The organism is Rurimicrobium arvi, assembly GCF_039540495.1.
In the GTDB taxonomy this organism is placed as follows: Bacteria; Bacteroidota; Bacteroidia; order Chitinophagales; family Chitinophagaceae; genus Rurimicrobium; species Rurimicrobium arvi.
Map to the genome: position 1 here is coordinate 198788 of NZ_BAABEZ010000024.1, position 21343 is coordinate 220130.

19 protein-coding genes and 1 riboswitch are annotated in these 21343 nt (G+C 50.1%); of the genes, 16 read left to right on the plus strand and 3 right to left on the minus strand.

All coding sequences use genetic code 11. The features are described from left to right. Nucleotides 1-3: 3 nt before the first annotated feature. From hisC to ABD846_RS13470, 16 genes are all read left to right on the plus strand, one after another. Nucleotides 4-1029 carry a histidinol-phosphate transaminase gene (gene hisC / locus ABD846_RS13395; protein WP_344828014.1) on the plus strand — a complete coding sequence of 342 codons (1026 nt, stop codon included), beginning with the start codon at nucleotides 4-6 and terminating at the stop codon, nucleotides 1027-1029. Beyond that, entirely contained in the window at nucleotides 1026-2120 is a 1095-nt protein-coding gene (gene hisB, locus ABD846_RS13400; RefSeq protein WP_344828016.1) for a bifunctional histidinol-phosphatase/imidazoleglycerol-phosphate dehydratase HisB, read from the plus strand. The genes hisC and hisB overlap by 4 nt, the downstream gene beginning before the upstream one ends. Continuing rightward, the gene (gene hisH, locus ABD846_RS13405; RefSeq protein WP_344828019.1) at nucleotides 2117-2698 is read left to right on the plus strand and encodes an imidazole glycerol phosphate synthase subunit HisH; all 582 of its coding nucleotides are present in this window, start codon (nucleotides 2117-2119) and stop codon (nucleotides 2696-2698) included. The genes hisB and hisH overlap by 4 nt, the downstream gene beginning before the upstream one ends. Further along, nucleotides 2695-3408 (plus strand): 1-(5-phosphoribosyl)-5-[(5-phosphoribosylamino)methylideneamino]imidazole-4-carboxamide isomerase, encoded by a 714-nt coding sequence (gene hisA, locus ABD846_RS13410; protein WP_344828023.1) that lies wholly within the window; start codon nucleotides 2695-2697, stop codon nucleotides 3406-3408. The genes hisH and hisA overlap by 4 nt, the downstream gene beginning before the upstream one ends. Further along, nucleotides 3402-4154: an imidazole glycerol phosphate synthase subunit HisF gene (gene hisF / locus ABD846_RS13415; protein WP_344828027.1), complete on the plus strand. Its 753-nt coding sequence runs from the start codon at nucleotides 3402-3404 to the stop codon at nucleotides 4152-4154. The genes hisA and hisF overlap by 7 nt, the downstream gene beginning before the upstream one ends. Then, a complete protein-coding gene (gene hisIE, locus ABD846_RS13420; RefSeq protein WP_344828032.1) occupies nucleotides 4151-4753 on the plus strand; it encodes a bifunctional phosphoribosyl-AMP cyclohydrolase/phosphoribosyl-ATP diphosphatase HisIE in 603 nt (200 codons plus the stop codon). The genes hisF and hisIE overlap by 4 nt, the downstream gene beginning before the upstream one ends. A 64-nt stretch (nucleotides 4754-4817) precedes the next feature. Continuing rightward, nucleotides 4818-5022, plus strand: a riboswitch (cobalamin riboswitch). Between the two features lie 116 nt (nucleotides 5023-5138). Then, nucleotides 5139-6104, plus strand: coding sequence for a ribonucleoside-diphosphate reductase small subunit (locus ABD846_RS13425; RefSeq protein ID WP_344828037.1), 966 nt, complete (start codon nucleotides 5139-5141; stop codon nucleotides 6102-6104). Between the two features lie 30 nt (nucleotides 6105-6134). Further along, a complete protein-coding gene (locus ABD846_RS13430; protein ID WP_344828040.1) occupies nucleotides 6135-8525 on the plus strand; it encodes a ribonucleoside-diphosphate reductase subunit alpha in 2391 nt (796 codons plus the stop codon). A gap of 12 nt (nucleotides 8526-8537) precedes the next feature. Beyond that, the gene (locus ABD846_RS13435) at nucleotides 8538-8921 is read left to right on the plus strand and encodes an acyl-CoA thioesterase (RefSeq protein WP_344828045.1); all 384 of its coding nucleotides are present in this window, start codon (nucleotides 8538-8540) and stop codon (nucleotides 8919-8921) included. Nucleotides 8922-8944: 23 nt separating this feature from the next. Then, nucleotides 8945-9727: an alpha/beta fold hydrolase gene (locus tag ABD846_RS13440; protein ID WP_344828049.1), complete on the plus strand. Its 783-nt coding sequence runs from the start codon at nucleotides 8945-8947 to the stop codon at nucleotides 9725-9727. Between the two features lie 70 nt (nucleotides 9728-9797). Next, entirely contained in the window at nucleotides 9798-10664 is an 867-nt protein-coding gene (locus ABD846_RS13445; RefSeq protein ID WP_344828051.1) for an AraC family transcriptional regulator, read from the plus strand. Nucleotides 10665-10732: 68 nt separating this feature from the next. Then, nucleotides 10733-11980, plus strand: coding sequence for a YCF48-related protein (locus ABD846_RS13450; RefSeq protein WP_344828055.1), 1248 nt, complete (start codon nucleotides 10733-10735; stop codon nucleotides 11978-11980). 190 nt (nucleotides 11981-12170) lie between these two features. Then, complete coding sequence (locus ABD846_RS13455) at nucleotides 12171-12425, plus strand: autorepressor SdpR family transcription factor (RefSeq protein ID WP_344828058.1); 255 nt, start codon at nucleotides 12171-12173, stop codon at nucleotides 12423-12425. A gap of 3 nt (nucleotides 12426-12428) precedes the next feature. Further along, nucleotides 12429-13085, plus strand: coding sequence for an SdpI family protein (locus ABD846_RS13460; protein ID WP_344828061.1), 657 nt, complete (start codon nucleotides 12429-12431; stop codon nucleotides 13083-13085). Between the two features lie 203 nt (nucleotides 13086-13288). Then, nucleotides 13289-15907: a valine--tRNA ligase gene (locus tag ABD846_RS13465; protein ID WP_344828064.1), complete on the plus strand. Its 2619-nt coding sequence runs from the start codon at nucleotides 13289-13291 to the stop codon at nucleotides 15905-15907. Between the two features lie 10 nt (nucleotides 15908-15917). Continuing rightward, the gene (locus ABD846_RS13470; protein WP_344828067.1) at nucleotides 15918-16412 is read left to right on the plus strand and encodes a hypothetical protein; all 495 of its coding nucleotides are present in this window, start codon (nucleotides 15918-15920) and stop codon (nucleotides 16410-16412) included. A 5-nt stretch (nucleotides 16413-16417) separates the two neighbouring features. Here ABD846_RS13470 and ABD846_RS13475 read toward each other — a convergent pair whose 3' ends face one another. The 3 genes from ABD846_RS13475 to ABD846_RS13485 all read right to left on the minus strand — a co-directional run bounded on the left by ABD846_RS13475 (nucleotide 16418) and on the right by ABD846_RS13485 (nucleotide 21335). Further along, complete coding sequence (locus ABD846_RS13475) at nucleotides 16418-17371, minus strand: YihY/virulence factor BrkB family protein (RefSeq protein ID WP_344828070.1); 954 nt, start codon at nucleotides 17369-17371, stop codon at nucleotides 16418-16420. Nucleotides 17372-17500: 129 nt separating this feature from the next. After that, nucleotides 17501-19708: a zinc-dependent metalloprotease gene (locus tag ABD846_RS13480; protein ID WP_344828073.1), complete on the minus strand. Its 2208-nt coding sequence runs from the start codon at nucleotides 19706-19708 to the stop codon at nucleotides 17501-17503. 112 nt (nucleotides 19709-19820) lie between these two features. Then, complete coding sequence (locus ABD846_RS13485) at nucleotides 19821-21335, minus strand: lipopolysaccharide biosynthesis protein (RefSeq protein WP_344828075.1); 1515 nt, start codon at nucleotides 21333-21335, stop codon at nucleotides 19821-19823. Nucleotides 21336-21343 lie beyond the last annotated feature (8 nt).

Sequence of the window (21343 nt, forward strand, 5' to 3'; positions counted from 1 at the left end):
ATCATGTTCTCTGTACAATCTTTAGTCAGACCCAATATCCTGCAGATGGAAGCCTATTCCAGCGCAAGGGATGAATACCAGGGTCCCCCGGCCATTTTTCTGGATGCCAATGAAAGTCCTTTCGGAACGTACAACCGCTATCCCGATGCCAGGCAAACCGTATTAAAAAGCATATGGGCGGAACAGAACAACATTCATCCGGACCAGGTGTTTGTCGGTAACGGAAGCGATGAAATTATTGATCTGTGCTACCGTGTTTTTTGCAGGCCCGGAATTGATGTCGCATACCAGTTCTCTCCGACGTATGGCATGTACGCAGTGCTGGCACAGCTGAATGACGTACACTTGCAGGATATGCCACTGGACAGGTCGTTTCGGATATGCTCCGCTGCACTGCCGGCATTTCCCGCCGGTACTGCGAAATTGTTGTTTGTCTGTTCCCCCAATAATCCCACAGGTAATGATCCCGGGGATATTATTCCGGTAATAGAATCTTTTCCCGGAATAGTGGTCGTCGATGAAGCATACATCGACTTTTCAAATCAGAATACATCCGTCAGACTGTTGCAACAGTACCCGAACCTGCTCGTAATGCGTACCCTGAGTAAAGCCAGAGGCCTCGCCGCTGCCCGTATCGGGATAGCAATGGCAGATGAAACTATTATTTCGCTGCTGAATAAAGTAAAGCCTCCGTACAATATTAGCAGACTGAACCAGGAAGCTGCGATAGCAGCGTTGAAAAATACTGCCGCTTCCGATGCATTTACAGCCATCGTAATTGCTGAAAGGGAACGCGTAAGAAAAGCTTTAAGCATTCTGACCTGTATACTTGAAGTATACCCTTCGGACGCCAACTTTCTGCTTTGCCGCGTAAAAGATCCTGCCGGTCTGTACGATTACCTGGTCAACCGCGGAATTATCGTACGTAACCGCGACAGACAGGTTCCGGGCTGTCTGCGCATCAGCATCGGCACACCACTTGAGAACGAACAATTGATACAGGCGTTAAACAATTATCAGATACCATGAAAAAGAAAGTACTTTTTATAGACAGAGACGGGACGCTGATATGCGAACCGGAAGATTTTCAGATCGACAGCCTCGAAAAGCTCCGCTATTATCCCGGCGTATTCCGCTACCTGTCGCGCATTGCCGCCGAACTGGACTATGAGTTGGTGATGGTGAGCAACCAGGACGGACTTGGCACGCCTTCGTTCCCGGAGGAACAATTCTGGCCGGCGCACAACAAAATGCTGGAAGCACTCGAGGGTGAAGGCATCCGCTTTAATGAAATATTTATAGACCGGAGTTTTCCGGAAGCACACCTTCCTACGCGCAAGCCCGGAACCGGAATGCTCACCCGGTATTTTTCCGGAGATTACGACCTGAGCCGGTCTTTTGTGATTGGGGACAGGATCACCGATCTTACGCTTGCGCAAAACCTGGGTGCAGGCGGTATACTGATCGGCGGGGTAACAGCTCCTGATGCGGTGCTGTGCACTTCTGAGTGGGCGGAGATATACCGGTTTCTGCGAGCAGCACAGCGCCAGGTTTCGCTCAGGAGAACTACGTGCGAGACTGACATCAATGTACGTATCAGTCTGGACGGAACGGGTAACGGTGATATTCAGACCGGTATCGGATTTTTCGATCATATGCTGCAGCAACTGGCGTTTCACAGTGGTGTGGATCTGTATCTGCGTGTAGAAGGAGACTTGCATGTTGATGAACATCACCTGATAGAAGATACCGGTATCGTATTGGGGCAAGCATATCTGCAGGCGCTGGGAAATACAGCCGGGATAGGGCGATACGGATTTGTACTTCCGATGGATGATTGTGAGTGTTCGGTTTCTGTAGATATGGGAGGTCGACCCTGGCTGGTTTGGAACGCTTCTTTTAACAGAGAGATGATCGGTGCAATGCCCACCGAAATGTTCCCGCATTTTTTCAAATCTTTTTCGGATGCCGCACGCTGTACCCTGCACGTTAATGCTAACGGAACCAACGAGCACCATAAGATAGAGGGGATATTCAAAGCCTTTGCAAGAGCACTGGCGCAGGCGATCCGGCTTGATGGCAATACAGGACAATTACCGTCCACAAAAGGTTTATTATGATAGCCATTATAGCCTATGGCGCAGGGAATACAGGTTCTGTAAGCAATGCGCTTTCCCGTCTTTCCTGCCAGCATGTGATCACAGCTGATCCTGAAGTTATCCGGAAAGCAGATAAAGTTATTATCCCTGGCGTGGGTGCCGCAGCACCGGCAATGCTGCGTCTGAAAGAGCTGGGACTCGACCGGTTGATCGTCTCCCTGCAGCAACCTGTTCTGGGCATCTGTCTGGGTATGCAGCTGTTGTGCCGATCATCCGAGGAAGGCGCAACTGAGTGTCTCGGTATTTTCGATACAGAAGTGCGTCGTTTCCGCGGAGCGCAGCCGGTGCCGCATATGGGCTGGAATAGCCTCGAGCAATGCCGCGGACCTTTATTCGCTAATGTTCCGGATAAACAGGGTGATGTGTATTTCGTGCACAGCTTCTATGCTGCTGTATGCAGACAAACGATCGCTGTCTGCAACTATATGCAGCCTTTCAGCGCAGCACTGCAGCAGGATAATTTTTTCGCTACCCAGTTCCATCCGGAAAAGTCCGGCAACACAGGCGCGCTTATACTTAAAAACTTTACCGAATTATGATCATCATTCCCGCTATAGATCTGATGGATGGACGCTGTGTGCGTTTATCGCAGGGAGACTTTTCCCGGCAATCGGTTTACCGCCAGAGCCCGCTCGAACAGGCACTGTTGTTTGAATCGGCCGGCATACAACATCTGCATCTCGTGGATCTGGATGGTGCGCGCGCAGGTGAGGTACAGCAATGGAATGTGCTGGAGCAGATTGCGTCACGGACGTCGCTTTGCATCGATTTCAGCGGGGGAATACGAGATGCGCTGCAGGTGCGCCGTGCATTGGATTCCGGTGCGCAAAAGGTCGTGTTGGGCAGTCTTGCCCTGCGCGCACCGGAAACGTTTCTGGATTTGCTGGAGCAATTCGGGCCGGAGCGCATCGTGCTGGGTGCGGACGCAAAGGATGGACTCCTGGCGACGCTTGGCTGGCAGGAGCAGAGTGCAGTACCGCTTGTCCCGTTTTTGCAGCATTGGTACACACGGGGTGTGCGACAGGTATTGTGCACCGATATATCGAGGGACGGAATGCTTGAAGGTCCGGCATTTGAACTGTATCGTGGCATAAGCGAATCTGTGCCGGTGCAATTGATTGCGAGCGGCGGAGTAGGTGCCATTGCCGATTTGAAGCGGCTGCAGGCCGATGGCTGTTACGCTGCGGTGATCGGAAAAGCCCTGTATGAGGGAACCATTTCACTCAGTCAATTAAGTGATCTATGTTGAAGAAGCGAATTATTCCCTGCCTCGATATCAAAGACGGACGTACGGTAAAGGGAGTCAGCTTTATGGCACTGAAAGATGCCGGAGATCCCCTTGAGCTTGCTGAGCGTTATGAAGCTTCGGGTGCGGACGAACTGGTATTCCTCGATATCTCCGCTACGGAAGAGCGACGCCGTACGCTTGTTCCGCTTGTGCGTGCCGTTTCGGAACGGCTTTCCATCCCGTTTACCGTAGGTGGTGGCGTAAACAGTGTGGCAGCAGCTGCAGCATTGCTTGAAGCCGGTGCCGATAAGATAAGTGTGAATACGGCCGCCGTGTTGCGGCCGGAGCTGATCGGCGAGTTGTCGCAACGATTTGGTGCGCAATGTGTGGTACTGGCGATCGACACTGCGCTTGTGAACGGTCGCCGGGAGGTGTTTACACATGGAGGAAAGCAGGCGACGGGAATTTTACTGAAGGAATGGGCAAAAAAGGCTGAGGCGCTTGGCGCCGGCGAGATATTGCTTACATCGATGATGCATGACGGTAGCAGGTCTGGCTTTGCACTCGAACTTATAAACGCCGTAACTAACGTGGTATCCATTCCCGTGATCGCTTCGGGAGGAGCAGGATCAAAAGAAGATTTCCGTGAACTGTTCCGGCAGACAACAGCCGGGGCGGCGCTTGCAGCAAGCTTGTTCCACTTTGGTGAACTAAGTATTCCCGAACTGAAATCATTTCTGAAACAATGTGAAATTCCAATAAGATGAAGCCGGATTTTTCTAAGTCGGGAGGATTGATTCCCGCAATTATACAGGATGCCGATACGGCACAGGTGCTGATGCTCGGTTACATGAATGAAGCGGCATTGCAGCAAACCAGAGATACCGGTTGGGTTACTTTTTTCAGTCGCAGCCGCAACAGCCTCTGGGTGAAAGGCGCCACATCCGGAAACCGGCTACGTGTGGTTGCTATGTGTGTTGACTGTGACGGAGATACTTTGCTTGTAAAGGCGCGTCCCTCCGGTCCGGTCTGTCATACCGGTCAATACAGCTGTTTCGGCGCTGCAGAATCGAAAGGTTTTCTGTATCGCCTGGAGGCATTGATCGCTGAAAGACTGGAACTGGCCCCGGAGACATCCTACACAAGCAGGCTTGCAGCCCGCGGCGTTAATAAAGTGGCCCAGAAAGTAGGGGAAGAGGCAGTAGAACTGGTTATCGAGGCAATAGACGATAACAGGGAACTGTTCATAAATGAAGCCGCCGATTTGTTGTATCACCTTTTACTGTTGTTGCAGGTAAAAAGCGTATCGCTGGCAGAAGTGGAAGCGGAGCTGATGCGCCGCAATGAGCAGAAGTCGCGCCCATAAACAATCTGCGCGTTTATCCACACGCTGTTGAAACGTAATTGCGGTCAAACCCGCTTCGCCTTCTATTTTTGTGCTGTTAATCGGTTCGCGTACAGTCCTGCTGTATACGATTAAAAGGGAAGCCGGTGTGAATCCGGCGCTATCCCCGTAGCTGTAATCCTGATGTAGCGATACATAAGTTTTTTCAGAGTCATCAACCACTGTCTGCGGATGGGAAGGTTTCTGAAATACAGGAAAGCCAGAAGACCTGCCGCATAACGTTAAAAAGCTACTGCTTTCGGAGGAAAGGCCTGGCTGGTCCGGTATCATTTGTTTACGCAGATATCCTTGTCCTGCCGTCTCCCTCCGTCGCTAAGCTCCAAAGCGAAAACTTACTTTTTATACTATGCAGGAGGAAATATTATTACAGGAAAATAAAGAGCGCTTCGTACTGTTGCCCATCAACTATCCCCGTATCTGGGAGATGTACAAGAAGCACGAAGCGAGCTTCTGGACCGCAGAGGAAATAGATCTCAGCGCCGACCTCAAAGATTGGGCTGCGCTCAACGATGGGGAACGTCATTTCATAGCACACGTACTCGCATTCTTTGCTGCGAGCGATGGTATCGTAAACGAAAACCTTGCTGTGAACTTCATGAGTGAGGTGCAGCTGCCCGAGGCCCGCTGTTTCTACGGTTTTCAGATCATGATGGAGAATATTCACTCCGAAACCTATGCGCTGCTGATCGATACTTATATCAAAGACGCTGCGGAAAAGCATCGCCTGTTCCATGCGATCGATACCGTGCCTGCGGTGAAACAGAAAGCGGAATGGGCGCTACGCTGGATCGCGCAGGGCTCTTTCGCGGAGCGCCTCGTTGCGTTTGCAGCCGTAGAGGGCATTTTCTTCAGCGGCAGCTTCTGCTCCATATTCTGGTTGAAAAAGCGCGGGCTCATGCCGGGACTGACTTTCAGCAATGAGCTGATCAGCCGCGATGAGGGCCTGCATTGCGAATTTGCCTGTCTGCTGTACGGAATGCTGCAACAGAAGCTGAGCCAGGAAGAAGTGTACCGTATTATAGGAGATGCCGTGGCAATCGAGAAGCAATTTGTTACTGATGCGCTTCCCGTTGACCTGATTGGTATGAACGCGCGCCTGATGCAGCAATACATTGAGTTTGTTGCCGATCGCTGGCTGTCCGAACTCGGATATCCCAAAATGTTCCATGCCGTTAATCCGTTCGATTTTATGGAGATGATCTCCCTGCAGGGTAAAACGAATTTCTTCGAGAAGCGGGTTGGCGATTACCAGAAGGCCGGAGTGATGGCACAAAAAGACACACAACAGTTTTCCCTCGACGAGGATTTTTAATTTATCAGTGAACCGTAAAAGCACAGCAATATGTTTGTTATAAAAAGAAACGGAAAAAAGGAAAGCGTGAAGTTTGATAAGATCACGGCGCGCATCGAAAAGCTTTCCTACAGCCTCAGCCCGATGGTCGATGCGATCGAGGTGGCCAAGAAAGTAATTGAAGGTATATACGACGGTGTCACCACAACAGAGCTGGACAGTCTTGCTGCGGAGACTGCGGCGTCGCTGACCACGCGTCACCCGGACTATGCCTTGCTGGCAAGCCGTATCGCCGTGAGCAACCTGCATAAGAATACCCTGAAATCTTTCTCGCAAACCATGCAGCAATTGCACGCGTATTGCGATCCCAAGACAGGTCGTTCCATGCCCATGGTTGCGGATGACGTTATGGCGCTGATTGCAGAGCATGCCGAATTGCTGGACAGTGCGATCATTTACGATCGTGACTTCAGCTTCGATTATTTCGGGTTCAAGACGCTGGAAAAATCTTACCTGCTGCGTATCGACGGCAAGATCGCCGAGCGTCCGCAGCATATGTACATGCGTGTTGCGATCGGTATTCACAAGGAGGATATAGACAGTGCGATCAAAACCTACAACCTGATGAGCGAGCGCTGGTGTACGCATGCGACTCCTACGCTGTTCAATTCCGGTACTCCGAAACCACAGATGTCTTCCTGCTTTCTGCTCACGATGAAAGACGACAGTATCGACGGCATCTACGATACGCTGAAGCAAACTGCGAAGATCTCGCAAAGCGCGGGGGGGATCGGTCTGGCAGTACATAATGTACGCGCGACGGGTAGCTATATCGGCGGTACAAACGGAACCAGCAACGGACTTGTTCCGATGTTGCGCGTATTCAACGATACAGCGCGTTATGTCGATCAGGGCGGCGGTAAACGAAAAGGCGCTTTCGCGATTTACCTGGAACCCTGGCACGCGGACGTTTTTGAATTCCTCGACCTGCGCAAAAATCACGGGAAGGAAGAGCTGCGCGCCCGGGACCTGTTCTATGCGCTCTGGATTCCGGATCTGTTTATGAAACGTGTGGAGGCGAACGGTACATGGAGCCTTTTCTGTCCGAATGAAGCACCTGGCCTGCACGAGTGTTTCGGCGCGGATTTTGAAGCCTTATACGAGCGATATGAGGAAGAAGGTCGTGCGCGTAAGACGATTAAAGCGCAGGATCTATGGTTTGCCATACTCGATGCCCAGATTGAAACCGGAACGCCCTACCTTTTGTACAAGGATGCAGCGAATGCGAAAAGCAATCAGCAGAATCTCGGAACCATCAAGAGCAGTAACCTCTGCACCGAAATCATTGAATACACGAGCGAGGATGAGGTTGCCGTTTGTAACCTGGCATCCCTGGCACTGCCACGCTTTGTACAGAACGGCGGCTTTGATTTCGATAAGTTCTACGAAGTTACCTATCAGGTTACGCGCAACCTGAATAAGATCATCGATCATAATTACTATCCTGTTGAGGAAGCACGTCGTTCGAACATGCGCCACCGGCCGATCGGGCTGGGTGTACAGGGACTGGCGGACGTATTTATTCTGCTGCGTCTGCCGTTTGAGAGCGATGCGGCCCGCGCTCTGAACCGTGATATTTTCGAGACGATGTACTTTGCGGCAATGACCGCCAGCAAAGACCTGGCGAAAACGGAAGGTGCTTACGAAACTTTCGCCGGCTCGCCTTTGTCTCAGGGTAAATTCCAGTTCGATCTCTGGGGGCAGGAGTCGTCCGGGCGACACGATTGGGAAAGCCTGCGCAAAGAGGTAATGCAATATGGCGTGCGCAACTCTCTGCTGGTTGCTCCGATGCCCACTGCATCCACTTCCCAGATATTGGGTAATAACGAATGTTTCGAGCCATACACTTCCAATATCTACACTCGACGTGTACTGTCCGGAGAATTCATTATCGTAAATAAACATTTGCTTAAGGACCTGGTACAGCTGGGCCTCTGGAGCAATACGATGAAAAATAAGATCATTGCGGCAAACGGCTCTATCCAGCATATCGATGAAATCCCGTCTTCATTGAAGGAACTGTATAAAACGGTTTGGGAGATCAGGCAGCGCACGATCATCGACATGGCAGCCGATCGCGGAGCGTTTATTTGCCAGTCACAGTCTTTAAACCTTTTTGTGGATAGTCCCACTGCCGCCAAGCTTACCTCGATGCATTTCTATGCATGGAAGAAAGGTCTGAAAACAGGCATGTATTACCTTCGTACACAAGCCGCGACGCAGGCTGTGCAATTCACCATCGAAAAGCAGGGTGGTCATGAGATGGATCCTGTAATCCCTGTATTACCGGCCGAAGCGCTTGCCGCAGCATCCGATATTGAAGCGGATTTTGTTGCACCGGCCTGTACGATGGAGGAAGGATGCATTACCTGCAGTGCATAATCAATTTTTCAAATGACATTAGAACAGAAAATAGCTGCATCTGAAACACGCATATTCAAGGCGGTGTTTCCGAATACAACGAACCACTACGATACCCTGTTTGGCGGAACTGCCATGCAGTTGATGGATGAGGTCGCCTTTATTACCGCAACCCGTTTCAGCCGGAAACGCATGGTGACGGTTTCTTCCGATCGCATCGACTTTACTAAGCCTATTCCCGCCGGTACAATCATTGAACTGATCGGAAAGGTGACGCAGGTAGGCCGGACCAGTCTTAAAGTTTCGGTTGAGATCGTGATAGAGGAAATGTATTCATTTGAGCGGAACACCGCTATTACGGGTACGTTTACTTTCGTGGCGGTAGATGCGGATAAGAGGCCTGTACCGGTAGTGTAAAGCACTTTTTTTAAGTTTGCAGCATGAGTACAGCTGAAGAAATGACGTATGTGGAGACCGGCGGGATACAATTAGCCTGCCGGAGTAAGATGGTCTATCCGGGTCGGCCGGTGATTATCTTTCTCCACGACTCGCTGGGTTGTACAGCATTATGGCGTGATTTCCCGGATCGGCTGGCCGAGCGTTGCCGCTGCAACTTTTTTGTGTACGACCGGCAGGGCTATGGTGCTTCCGATCCTTTTTCCATCCGCGAGCGGGAGCCGGACTATATGCACCGGGAAGCGGCTGTTTTATCCGACCTGATAAAGCACTTTGATTTTAAGCAGGTCTGGCTGTTCGGACACAGCGATGGCGGCTCCATAGCACTGATCGCAGCTGCCCTGTATCCCCAGCTCCTGGCGGGCATTATTACGGAAGGCGCACATATCTTCGTGGAAGAGCTTACGCTGCAGGGTATACGCGAAGCCGTTAACGCATATAATCATACAGATCTGCCGCAAAAGCTCGAGCGGTACCATGGTGTGCGCACCGCCGAAGTATTCAGGCTCTGGGCGGAAACCTGGCTTACGGAATCATTCCGCCACTGGAATATCAGCACAATATTGCCGGAGATTATCTGTCCCGTACTAGTGATACAGGGGGAGGAAGATGCGTACGGAACAGAAGCGCAGGTGCAGGGCATCGTGCAGTCGGTTAAGGGGCCTGCAGCGGCTTATATAGTCCCTCAGGCGGGTCATTCCCCGCATAAAGAAGCGTCCGGCAGCACGCTGACAATCAGCGCAGACTTTATCCTCAGGTATAGTTAATACCCGGAAATCCCGGTGGACGTTTGCATGCAATTACTTATTGAATAACTTTGTTATGCACGAGCCACCCATGAAACAGATTCCCGTAAACAACCTGCCCAAAGGCGATGAAGAGCTGAAAGTGCTACCCCTTGGGCACTTCACGCCTTACGACTTTCAACGCCCGCACCGGCATTCCTACTTCGAATTCTTCCTGTTCGAGAAAGGCGGAGGCTCGCACTTTATCGACTTCGCGGAACATCCGATCCGCGATTATTCTGTGCACGTTGTATTCCCGCAGCAGATACATCTGGTGAAGCGACGGGAGCAATCAACAGGCTCCATTGTACTGTGCAGCCGCAATTATATGAACCTGATCGGCACGTTCTTTTTCCCGCAATTGCTGCGCAACAATTATCATGCACCCTGCCTGCAATTCGATAAGAAAGATTTCGCCGGTATGATGGACATCATCGTACAGTTGTATGAAGAACTGCAGCAGCATTCGGTTTTATCGTATAATCTGGCTCAGAATTATACTTCTATTTTTCTGACACGCTGTATTCGCCATACTGCCGACCAGTTGCAGGATGAAGGCGGCATGCAGGGCTACAGTCAGCACGACTGGGAAGTATACAAGAAATTCAGCGAGTTGCTGGAGGGATGTTTTATGGAGAAACCCAACGTGGCTTACTACGCGAAGGAGCTGGCGATGACGCCCAAAGTGCTGAATAACTGTCTGGACCGTGTTGTGGGAAAAACCGCTATCGAACTGCTGCAGGAACGCACCTGGGTAGAAGCAAAGCGCCTGCTCCTGCATACTGGGGACGCGGTTAAGGAGATTGCTTACAAGCTCAATTTTAAAGACAGTTCTTATTTCACACGTTTTTTTACACGCCAGGAGGGTCAGACCCCGAAAGAGTTCCGCAGCTACTGGGAAGAAAAGTACCATTCTTAAGCTGTTTATCATAAGCCGGAATGCGTGAGGCCGCCGAACTTTGCAGGTAACACTTAAAACCTGAAACAATGAAAAAGCTACTCTCAATCTTATGTACGCTGATTGCACCCCTGACCGTATGCGCAAGTGGTTATTGGCTCAAAGTTCCCGTTCCGACAACAAAGCACCTGCTTACCGTGTCGTTTGGTTCACCGGAAACCGGTTATATCGGCGGTACCGACAGCACACTACTGAAGACAAGCGATGGCGGAAAAACCTGGAGCGCTGTCCATCCTTCCGGAATGAGCTTTTCCGCAAGTTCACCGGATATCATTGATCTGAAATTTGTTTCTGCCACAACCGGTTTTGCGATTGTCAGCAACCGTATGAACCCTGTTTTCCGGGGCGATGTGTATAAAACTACAGACGGCGGACTGACCTGGAATGCGGAGTCAGCCATGATTGCCAGCTTCCGGATGTTCCTCTTCGACGCTGATAACGGTCTCGCTGTCGGCTCCGGTTTTTTCAGCGGAGATAACGTGACACGTTTGTCGGCAGGGACATGGCAATCTCCGCAATACCTCAGCAATATATCCGGTTCGTTCCTGCGGACCGTGGATTTCCTGGATCGTAACACCGGCATTGCAGGTGGCGACAGCGGCAGGGTGTACCGTACCTTCAATGGCGGCATTACCTGGGATACCGTAAAAACAAATATCGATACTGCAATAAACGGGTTGAAATTTATCTCAGCAGACACCATCCTGGGCGTAACGGCAAATAATGGAGCCGCAGTTATTATCAGCACCGACAAAGGAAAAACCTGGACCTTCGATATGGCTTCTGCCACTTTTTATTATCCCGATATGAGAGCCGTGACACGCTCCGTCAAAGACTCGCTGATCATGGTTGGGCACTCGGTTACCACAGGCTCAGGAATCATCTATTATTACGACGAGACTTCATTCATGAACATATTCACGGCAGACCAGGATCTGAACGATGTGCGTATGGCCAACGACTCTGTGGCATTTATCGCGGGTGACAGCGGTCTCCTGTTATCGAACATACATATTGCCACATCAGTACAGGAAAATATATTGTCCGCAGCCACGGTACATCTGTTCCCGAACCCCGCACAAAGCACGTTTACGGTACGTTCGGAAGTCCCTGCCTCCGTAACGGTTTGGGACATGCAGGGCAGATGTCTGCTGACAGATAAGCGCAGGATACAGGAACATAAAATCGATATGCGTGGCTACACTTCAGGTGTTTATTTTGTCGAGGTGAAAGCCGCTGACGGTTCTGCGTTCCGCGATAAACTTACCTTAGAATAACCATCTGTAAATCGTTTTTCAAACAGGATCGGAGCCTTCCCGGAAAGGGAGGCTCCGATTTTTTTGTACATCATGCTGGCTGTTTGCGTTTGTTACGGTTTTCTGTTATAAACGGTGCAGGAAATAAATCCTTAAAAATTTTGCGATATCGGCAAGTATTTAGATATTTGTCTAAATATTTAAAGAACGGATGAATGTGCTCTTTAAAGCCCTCAACGATGCCACGCGAAGGGAAATACTTGAGCTGCTGAAGCAGCGGGATATGACCGCAGGGGAAATCGCGGATCATTTTTCCATTTCCAAACCCAGCATTTCCCATCACCTGGATCTGCTGAAGCAGGCCGGACTGATAGAGGCGGAAAAACAAGGGCAGTTTATCAGTTATTCATTAAACACCACGGTGTTCGATGAGCTTCTCAAATGGTTTATTCAGTTTAAAAAATAGTGTATGAACAAAACGCTTAAAAACACATTAATGGTGGCAGCTGCACTGTTGCCTGTTGCATGGCTGGCCTTTATTTTTCCTGATGTCCCGGAGGTGGTACCGACGCATTTCGGTGTTGACGGGCCGGACGCATGGGGCAATAAGCGTGAGCTGTTTGTATTCTCGGGTATCCTGGCTGCCGTCAGCATCGGGGTGTACTTCCTGCTGCAGAATATTCACCGTCTCGATCCGAAACGTGCGCATAAAGATACTTCCGCCACTTTTGGCAAAATGGCTGTAGGCACGGTTATTTTCATTGCGGTTCTGAATTTCATCTGCCTCGGCATGAGTGCCCGGAATATGCACCTGGAGCCGGTAATGATGTCCCTGATCGGACTGATGTTCGCGTTCCTCGGGAATATCATGCATAATATCAAGCCCAACTATTTTGCCGGTATCCGCATACCCTGGACGTTGAGCAGCGATGAAAACTGGCGTCTGACGCACAGGCTGGCAAGCAAGATATGGGTGGCCGGCGGATTGCTGCTTGCTCTGATTGCGCTCACCTGTCCCGTTCCGGTAACGGCCGTCGCAATGCCCGTTTTGCTTGGTATCATGGTAGTGATCCCGATCGCATATTCTTTCAGCCTGTACCGCAAAGGGGTAGGGCGCAGTTCCTGATCTTACTGCCGCCTCAGAAGCGTCATTGTCCGTCTGTATGTTTTCAGGCGGACTTTTCTTTTTTTATCTCTTCCTGAGCAGACACCTGAAGGCAAATTACGCTCCGGAATTGTATCAGAAAAGGCGTACTTCCTTATCTTTGCCACCCTGTGTGGCGGGTTTTTATTTATCTTCCGCACAATAATCAATCAGCATCAGATCTTATGGAATTAGCCAAGAATTTTCAGCACTCGGAATCAGAGCAAAAGTGGTATGAACACTGGATGGGTAAAGGATACTTTTATTCTACCCCGGACGAACGTCCCGCCTATACAATAGTCATGCCGCCACCTAACGTTACCGGCGTATTGCACATGGGTCACGCCCTCAACAATACCGTCCAGGACGTACTGATCCGCCGTGCGAAAATGCAGGGCTTTAATACCTGCTGGGTGCCCGGTACCGACCATGCTTCAATTGCTACGGAAGCCAAGGTGGTAGCCATGCTCCGCGAACGCGGGATTGAAAAGAATTCCCTCAGCCGTGATGAGTTCCTGAAATATGCATGGGAATGGAAAGAAAAATATGGTGGCATTATCCTGCAACAACTGAAAAAGCTCGGTTGTTCGCTGGACTGGAACCGTACCTCGTTCACCATGGACCCTGCCTATTACGCTGCTGTAATGCGCGTATTTGTGGAGTTGTATGAGAAAGGGTACATCTATCGCGGTGTGAAGATGATCAACTGGGACCCTAAAGCAAAAACGGCCCTGAGTGATGAAGAAGTGATCCACAAGCAGACAAATTCAAAACTGTACCATGTCCGTTACCGCATAGAAGGCGACGCGGAAGAATATATTACCATCGCAACCGTACGTCCCGAAACAATTCTCGGAGATACTGCCGTTTGTGTGCACCCGGACGATCCGCGTTACGCGCATCTGAAAGGTAAGTACTGCTTCGTGCCGCTCATCAACCGCCGTATCCCCATTATTTTTGACGAATATATTGATCAGGAATTTGGTACTGGTGCGCTGAAGGTTACCCCCGCACATGATATCAATGACTATAACCTCGGGCTGAAGCACAAGCTGGAAGTGATCGATACCCTGAACGAGGACGGTACGATGAGCGTCGCATCCGGCATGTATGTAGGTCAGGATCGTTTTGCTGTACGCAAACAGATCATTGAAGACCTGAAAGCTTCCGGAAATTATGTGAAGGAAGAAGATTATGCGAACCAGGTAGGTTTCTCAGAGCGTACAGATGTAGTGATCGAGCCGCGCCTGAGCATGCAGTGGTGGTGCAATATGGGAGAACTGGCAAAGCCTGCGCTCGAAGCGGTTTTATCGGATGAGATCGCATTCTTCCCGCCCAAATTCAAGAATCTGTACCGTCACTGGATGGAGAATATCAAGGACTGGTGTATCAGCCGCCAGCTCTGGTGGGGACAGCGTATTCCTGCATGGTACGATGCTAAAGGCAATATGTATATCGCGGAGACCGCCGAAGCGGCACTTGCGAAATACCAGGCAGCAAATCCCGGAGGTAAGGCCGAAGACCTGCGCCAGGATGAGGATTGCCTCGATACATGGTTCTCCAGCTGGCTCTGGCCGATGGAGGTGTTTAACTGGAATGCCGCTCCGGACAACAAGGAACTGGCCTATTATTACCCTACTGCTACGCTGGTTACCGCACCTGAGATCATTTTCTTCTGGGTGGCACGTATGATCATGGCGGGCGAATATTTCCTCGATCAGAAACCGTTTGACAAAGTATACTTCACCGGTATCGTACGGGATAAGCTCGGCCGTAAAATGAGCAAATCACTGGGCAATTCGCCGGATCTGCTTGCTCTGATCGACCAGTACGGTGCAGATGCGGTACGCTTCAGCGTAATGATCTCGTCCCCCGCCGGTAACGATCTGCTGTACGACGAAAGCATGCTCGAACAGGGCCGCAACTTCTGCAATAAAATGTGGAATGCCCTGAAGCTCGTGCGCATGTGGGACGGTCGCCAGGACCCCGGTATGGCTTATGTGGATACTTTCCCCACTTTATGGATGCGGGAGCGTATCGCACAGGTACAGCTGCACCTGGAAGAACTGATGAAAGATTTCCGCCTGAGCGAATCGCTGAAGACAATTTATTCCCTGATCTGGGACGACTTCTGCTCCTGGTATCTCGAATGGATCAAGCCGGCCCAGGAAGCTTCCATGCCCGCCGCACTGTACGAAGAGACATTGTCCATCTTCGAATCGTTGCTGCAATTGCTGCATCCGTTCATGCCGTTCGTTACCGAGGAAATCTATCATCAATTGCGTGCCGACCGAAACGACGATCTGATGGCAAAACCGCTGCACAGCGCAAATGATATCAACGCTGCGCTGCTCGCACAAGGCAAATTCCTGCAGGATGTAATCACTGCAGTAAGGGATGCGCGCGTAAAAAACAACCTGAAACCCAAAACACCCGTTAGAATAGCGGTGGATGCACGCTCCGAAGACATGTATCTCGGTATCTCCGGTATCGTGTGCAAACAGGTGAACGCTGAATCACTGAGCTTTACCAGAGAAGCGGTACAGGGCTCCGTCTCTTTGGTAGTAGGCGCCGACAAACTGTATGTAAGCAGCGATGAATCCGTGGATACAGGAGCGCAGAAACAACAATTGCAGAAAGACCTCGATTATCTGAAAGGTTTTCTGCAAAGCGTCGACAAAAAGCTCAGCAACGAAAAGTTTGTATCTAATGCCAAACCTGAGGTTATCGACGCCGAGCGCAAGAAACAGGCCGATGCACAGGCAAAAATAAAAGCTATTGAAGAAAGTCTGAGTTTATTGTAACTTTAAGGCTATGACCCAACGAATCGTACGTATAAGCTTGTTGCTGGCCGGACTCGGTGCTTTTTCAGTTTCCGCGCAGAAAAAAGTAAATGGAAAAACGGAGGTGCCCGCGCAGACCGCTTCCAAAAGACGCTACGCGATGGCTAACGCATACCTCGGCCCTTCCGACCGTTCGGGGGGACTGATTTCCAAGCGCGCGTTCGATTCGTTGGTTACACTTGGCCTCACAGCGAAAGACTCGTCAGGTCAGCCGGGCCGTGTTACGGAGTTCCGCGTATACTATAAAGAGCGCAATCTTTATGAAGATTCCGTGGGCAATATGTATGTGAACGTGGACGTCATGACCGATCTGTCTAAAAGCAATAAGCTGAATTCCTACATGGGCTCGTCGCTTACCGACCGCACCAAGAAAGGGGATACGGCGATCTTCGATGATATTATCGTGATCTTCCCGGATAGTTCCACTGCCCGGGCGCATGAGATGAAATTCATCCTCGGCAAATAGTATTCTCAGCCTTTGATTTGCTGCTTATCCCGTTCATTGGCCTGTATGCTGGCATGATCCGTCTCCAGTTCCACTTTCTGAATCGTAGTGGCGTATTTATTCGGTTCAATAGCCTTACCGTAACGTACAGCATACACCTTGGTGAAAGCGGCTCCGAGGTATAGGATCACCGAAGAATAGTACACCCATACCAGTAATACAACAAGTGATCCGGCGGCACCGAAAGTGCTGCCTATTTTTGCCTGCGAAATGTATACCGATATGGCAAATTTCCCGATCAGGAATAATATGGCTGTTGTAATCGCCCCTGCCATCACATCTCTCCAGCGGATACGCGCATCCGGCAATACCCGGAAGATCGTCGCAAAAATGAGTGTGCTGATACCGATCGTCAATATCAGGTTGATGATGTAGAACACGGCAACCGTGGCTCCCGGTATCATGCGTTGCAGACGACTGTTGATCATCTCTATCACCGCGGAGAGCGCGAGCGACACCAGCAGCAGGAAGCCCAGGCTGATGATCACCGAAAAGGATAAGACCCGGTTTTTCAGATACTGCAGCCAGCCCTGGCTCGGCTTCGGCTTCAGTCCCCAGATCTGGTTGATCGAATCCTGTATTTCGGCGAAAACCGTGGTGGCTCCCACCAGCAAAGTGATAATCCCTATGAGGGCCGCTAGTTTACTTTTGCCCTGCACCGAGGCATTACGGATAATCTCCTGCAGCTGATTGGCGGTGTCCGATCCTACAAAATTCACGAGTACCTGATACACTTGCCCCTCTATCGCTTCACGCGACAGGAAAATACCGCATAGCGATATGATCACCACAAGAAGAGGACCCATGGAAAATACGGTAAAATAGGCCAGCGATCCGCTTAGTTTACTGATATGGCCGTCTGAATAAAGTCGGAATGTATCGGCAATCATCTGCCATATAGCTTTAAATCGCTTTTTCATAGAGAGCATTTTGTACTTAGGGCTATATTAAGCTTATCGCTTTGCCGGTATGCTAGAAACTATGTTAAAGCCACAAAATAAAAAGGGCCGGCATAAAGCCGGCCCCCTGGAAGATTCACTAACTACTGATTACTGAATCACCAATTTTTGCGTGTTTGTCTGCTCGCTCTGCGTAAGCGTTACGAGGTATACACCGGCAGCAGGGAAAATGCTTCTGTCGATGTCTTCGGTCACAAAAGAATTTGCGGAGCCGGTAATGTTTTTCCGGAAGATCACTTTGCCGGCGATATCACGGATCGCATAGTTTGCTTCTCCGGACTGGCTGAGTGTAAAATACAGTTTTGTAGATCCGTTGGAAGGATTCGGGTACAGTTTCACATCACTCGCATTGGCGGCTACTTCTTTGATCTCGGTTGTCCATGGGGAAATCGTGAAGTTATCCATGTACATGTTATTACCGCCCACGGCAGGCCAGTAGCGGAAACGGAAGAACGTTTTGTTCGTGCGTTGTGCAGCCGGGATTGCAACAGTTTGTGCTTTCCAGTTGCTTGCCTTTGTAGGAGCGAACTCAGCTGTCTGCACTCCGTTGTTGATGATGTCTGCATATTTCAATACAGCAATACGCACCCAGGTGTCACCGCAGTTGGAGCTTGCAAATACCTGCATCGAATCACCTGATGCAATTCCCGAAGTTGCCGCACCCGCTGTAAAGAAGTTCAGGTTCAGCGTAGAACTGCCCGGAGCAAAGGTGGTAAGGTCGAAAGCAGGTGTATAGATATCGTCGAAATCACCTGTTGCGATACCGGAATAACGCTCCGGATTCACACGTGTATCAAACGACCGGAAACGGATACAGCCATCGCCGGAAGGATAACCGTTGGTGGAAGAGTATTCCCACTTGAAGTTATTTCCGTAATAGTTGAACATAGGCCAGTTCGCAAAATCAGACTCTGCAGTGAAATACTGAGCATAAGTGTTTGTAACCGCCGTATTGGAAGCGATGTACACTGCTTTACGCGAAATAGTGGAAGTGCCGGTATTGTTGCCGGTTGCAGTCATGTCCACAGTTACCCAACCCGGAGTGCTGAAGGTATTCTGGATCGTTCCGGTAGACGTAGAGCTTGCAACGGAAGCACCATTGGAGAATGCCCAGGTTACACCGGTGATTGTATCATTCCAGCTGCGGTTGGTAAAACGGAATTTGGTTGTGCTGCCTTCGCAGGAGAACACCATACGGTCTGTTGTGGAACCTCCCCAGGTAAACAAGCCTTTATCTATAGAGAAATCAGGAATAGGCTTCAGATCGGGACGTGCCGCCAATGCGCCGGTAGCCGCGAGGTTGGATGCGGAATACAGGTTGTTGCGTCCGGCAACGGAACTGGTAAGCGCCGCTCTCATACGGGCTGCCTGTCCTATCGTGAACATTTTGGAACAATAAGAATAGTCCATGATGTTCTGTGTATTCACAGTATCCGCCGCTGCTGCGGAATTCGGGTGGTAAATTCCCGATCCGTCTGTATACCCTGTTGCACAACGCGTGTCGTACAGGTCAGAGGTCAGACAGCTTGTATGACCATAGGTAGGCGGAGTATCATCCACGTCATCGTCTCCGCAGGCTACACCTGGGTTATTGGTGCTGCCCCAGGTATGGGCGAGGTTCATGGTATGACCGATCTCATGCGGGATCGTTTTGTCCGTATTTACGTAAGACGCCAGCGCAATAACACCGTCGTACTGAGGGAAATAAACGGCAGAAGACGGGTAGTAGGCATAAGCCGCCGCACCCGAATGGTCGCTGCTCATCTTCGCAATAAACCAGATGTTCAGGTACTTGGTACTGGGCCAGTAATCCATTTTGGCCAGATCTGATCCGTTGTTCGCGAAATACGACTGACGGCGTGTGATCCCGATTGTCGGGTTGCCGTTCGGGTCAATTGTCGCCAGGTGCAGGTTGATCTGCGGATTACCTATATATTGTTTCAGATTAGAGAGTACATCTACTGTATCCTCATTCTCTTTGTTATACACTTTATTCCAGTATGCAGCAGCATTGAAAATCACTGTGTCAGGAAGATAATCGGTACCGTAATCATGGATTACGTGCACAACGATCGGTACGTCCAGGGAAACCGCAGTAGTTTTGAAAAGGGAGCCGTATTTTTTTTCGGCCTCGATAGCATTCTTTATCGCTTCATTCAGCGCAAGTTCCGTTGTCGAAATTGCCGGGTTCTCCTTTATCAGGCGACGATACAAATCGTCCGTGCCGCAGCTTATCTGTGCTTTGGCAGCCCAACCCATCAGTAATGCCGACCCCAGCAGGCAAATAGATTTTTTCATTAAGGCTTGTTTAATTGTCCGAAGTTACCCCTATTAAACGGAAAAGTCGGCGAATCATTGCTTTTTTGGGGTAAAAGCCGCCTTTTAGACGGTTAAAATGACAATGCCATGTTTATTTGTTACTCAGGTACTTACCTATAAAAGGCAGCTGACTCAGCGTGCTACGTTCGCGGTATAAAACAGTCATGCCAAATGCAAAAAATAACAGGCTGCTGTAAACAATACGCAACAGGAAATTATCTATTAGCGGAATGCTTAAATAGTGAATAAAAAACAGGCAAAGCATCAGTCCCAGGTAGAAGCCGATCGTTCTGACCGGGTAGGGGACGGCAAATAATCGCTGCGCACGCCAATAAGCTACAACCATCATGCTGAAATAGCAGATGCAGGTGGCCCAGGCGCATGCTTCCATGCCATACTCCGGGATGAATCGGAAGTTGATGATCAGCGTGATCGCTGCGCCCATGAGCGTGATCATCGTCGCCTGCCGCATATGATCCGTAACCTTGAATATCGCAGTGAGATTATAATAGACACCCAGGCAAAGATTGGCAAACAGCAGTACGGGCACCACATGCAGCCCTTTCCGGTAAGACGGGGAAATGATGTATTGCCAGATATCCATATACAGTGAGGTAAACAGGAATGCAATACACAACGTGATCACAAACCATTTCATTACCTGTGCATAAGCCGAGGGTGCATTGCGGTCTTCGGCCTGACTGAAAAAGAACGGTTCCGCGCTCATACGGAAAGCCTGAATGAACAAAGTGACAAAAATAGAGATACGGTAAGCTGCACCATAAATAGCCACCTGTATCTTGGCCGCTTCCTGGTCGCCGGGGAATAATTTCAGCAGCATCATGCGATCCATCGTCTCGTTGATCATACCCCCTAATCCGATAATGATCATAGGTGAACCAAAACGCCAGAGTCTGCCCAGCAATTCTTTGTCAACCGATAAGCGGAAGCCTTTCCATTCCCCGGACAATAACAGCAGCGTAAGCGCCGATTGGGCGACATTGGGCAGCAGCAGCAATCCCGATTTGCTATGGCTCTGATACCAGCCGGCATAAGCCGAATCCGGGTGCGCTGTAATATAGCGGGCAGAAAAATACAGGAAGAATACGGTAAGCAGCAGGTTCAGCAGGATACCCGCTATCTTGATCGCTGCATACATGCGGGGGCGCCCCTGCTGGCGCAGTCTTGCAAAAGGAATTGCCGATAAAGTATCGAAAGCGATGATCAGGATGGCCCAGGTAACATACTCCGGATGACCGGGTTGCTCGATAAAGCGGGCAATAGGAGCGCGGAAGGCAATAAACAGCAGACTGAGGCAGATGGTACTGAATAAAAGCGTGCTTACACTGGTATTGAACAACTTCTCCGGGTCCTCTTTTTTAGCCGCAAAGCGGAAGTAAGCGGTTTCCATGCCATAGGTAAACAGGATATTCAGCAGGGATATACCGGAATACAGAATGGTAAACTCTCCATAGGCCTGCTGCCCCTTCGCATCCGGAAGCAGATACGTGACGATGGGCGTTTGCAGAAAGAAAATAAAGCGGGCGGCAATATTGCTCAGTCCGTACCAGACAGTTTGGGAAGCTAACTTTTTGAGTTGTGACATTGATTGTC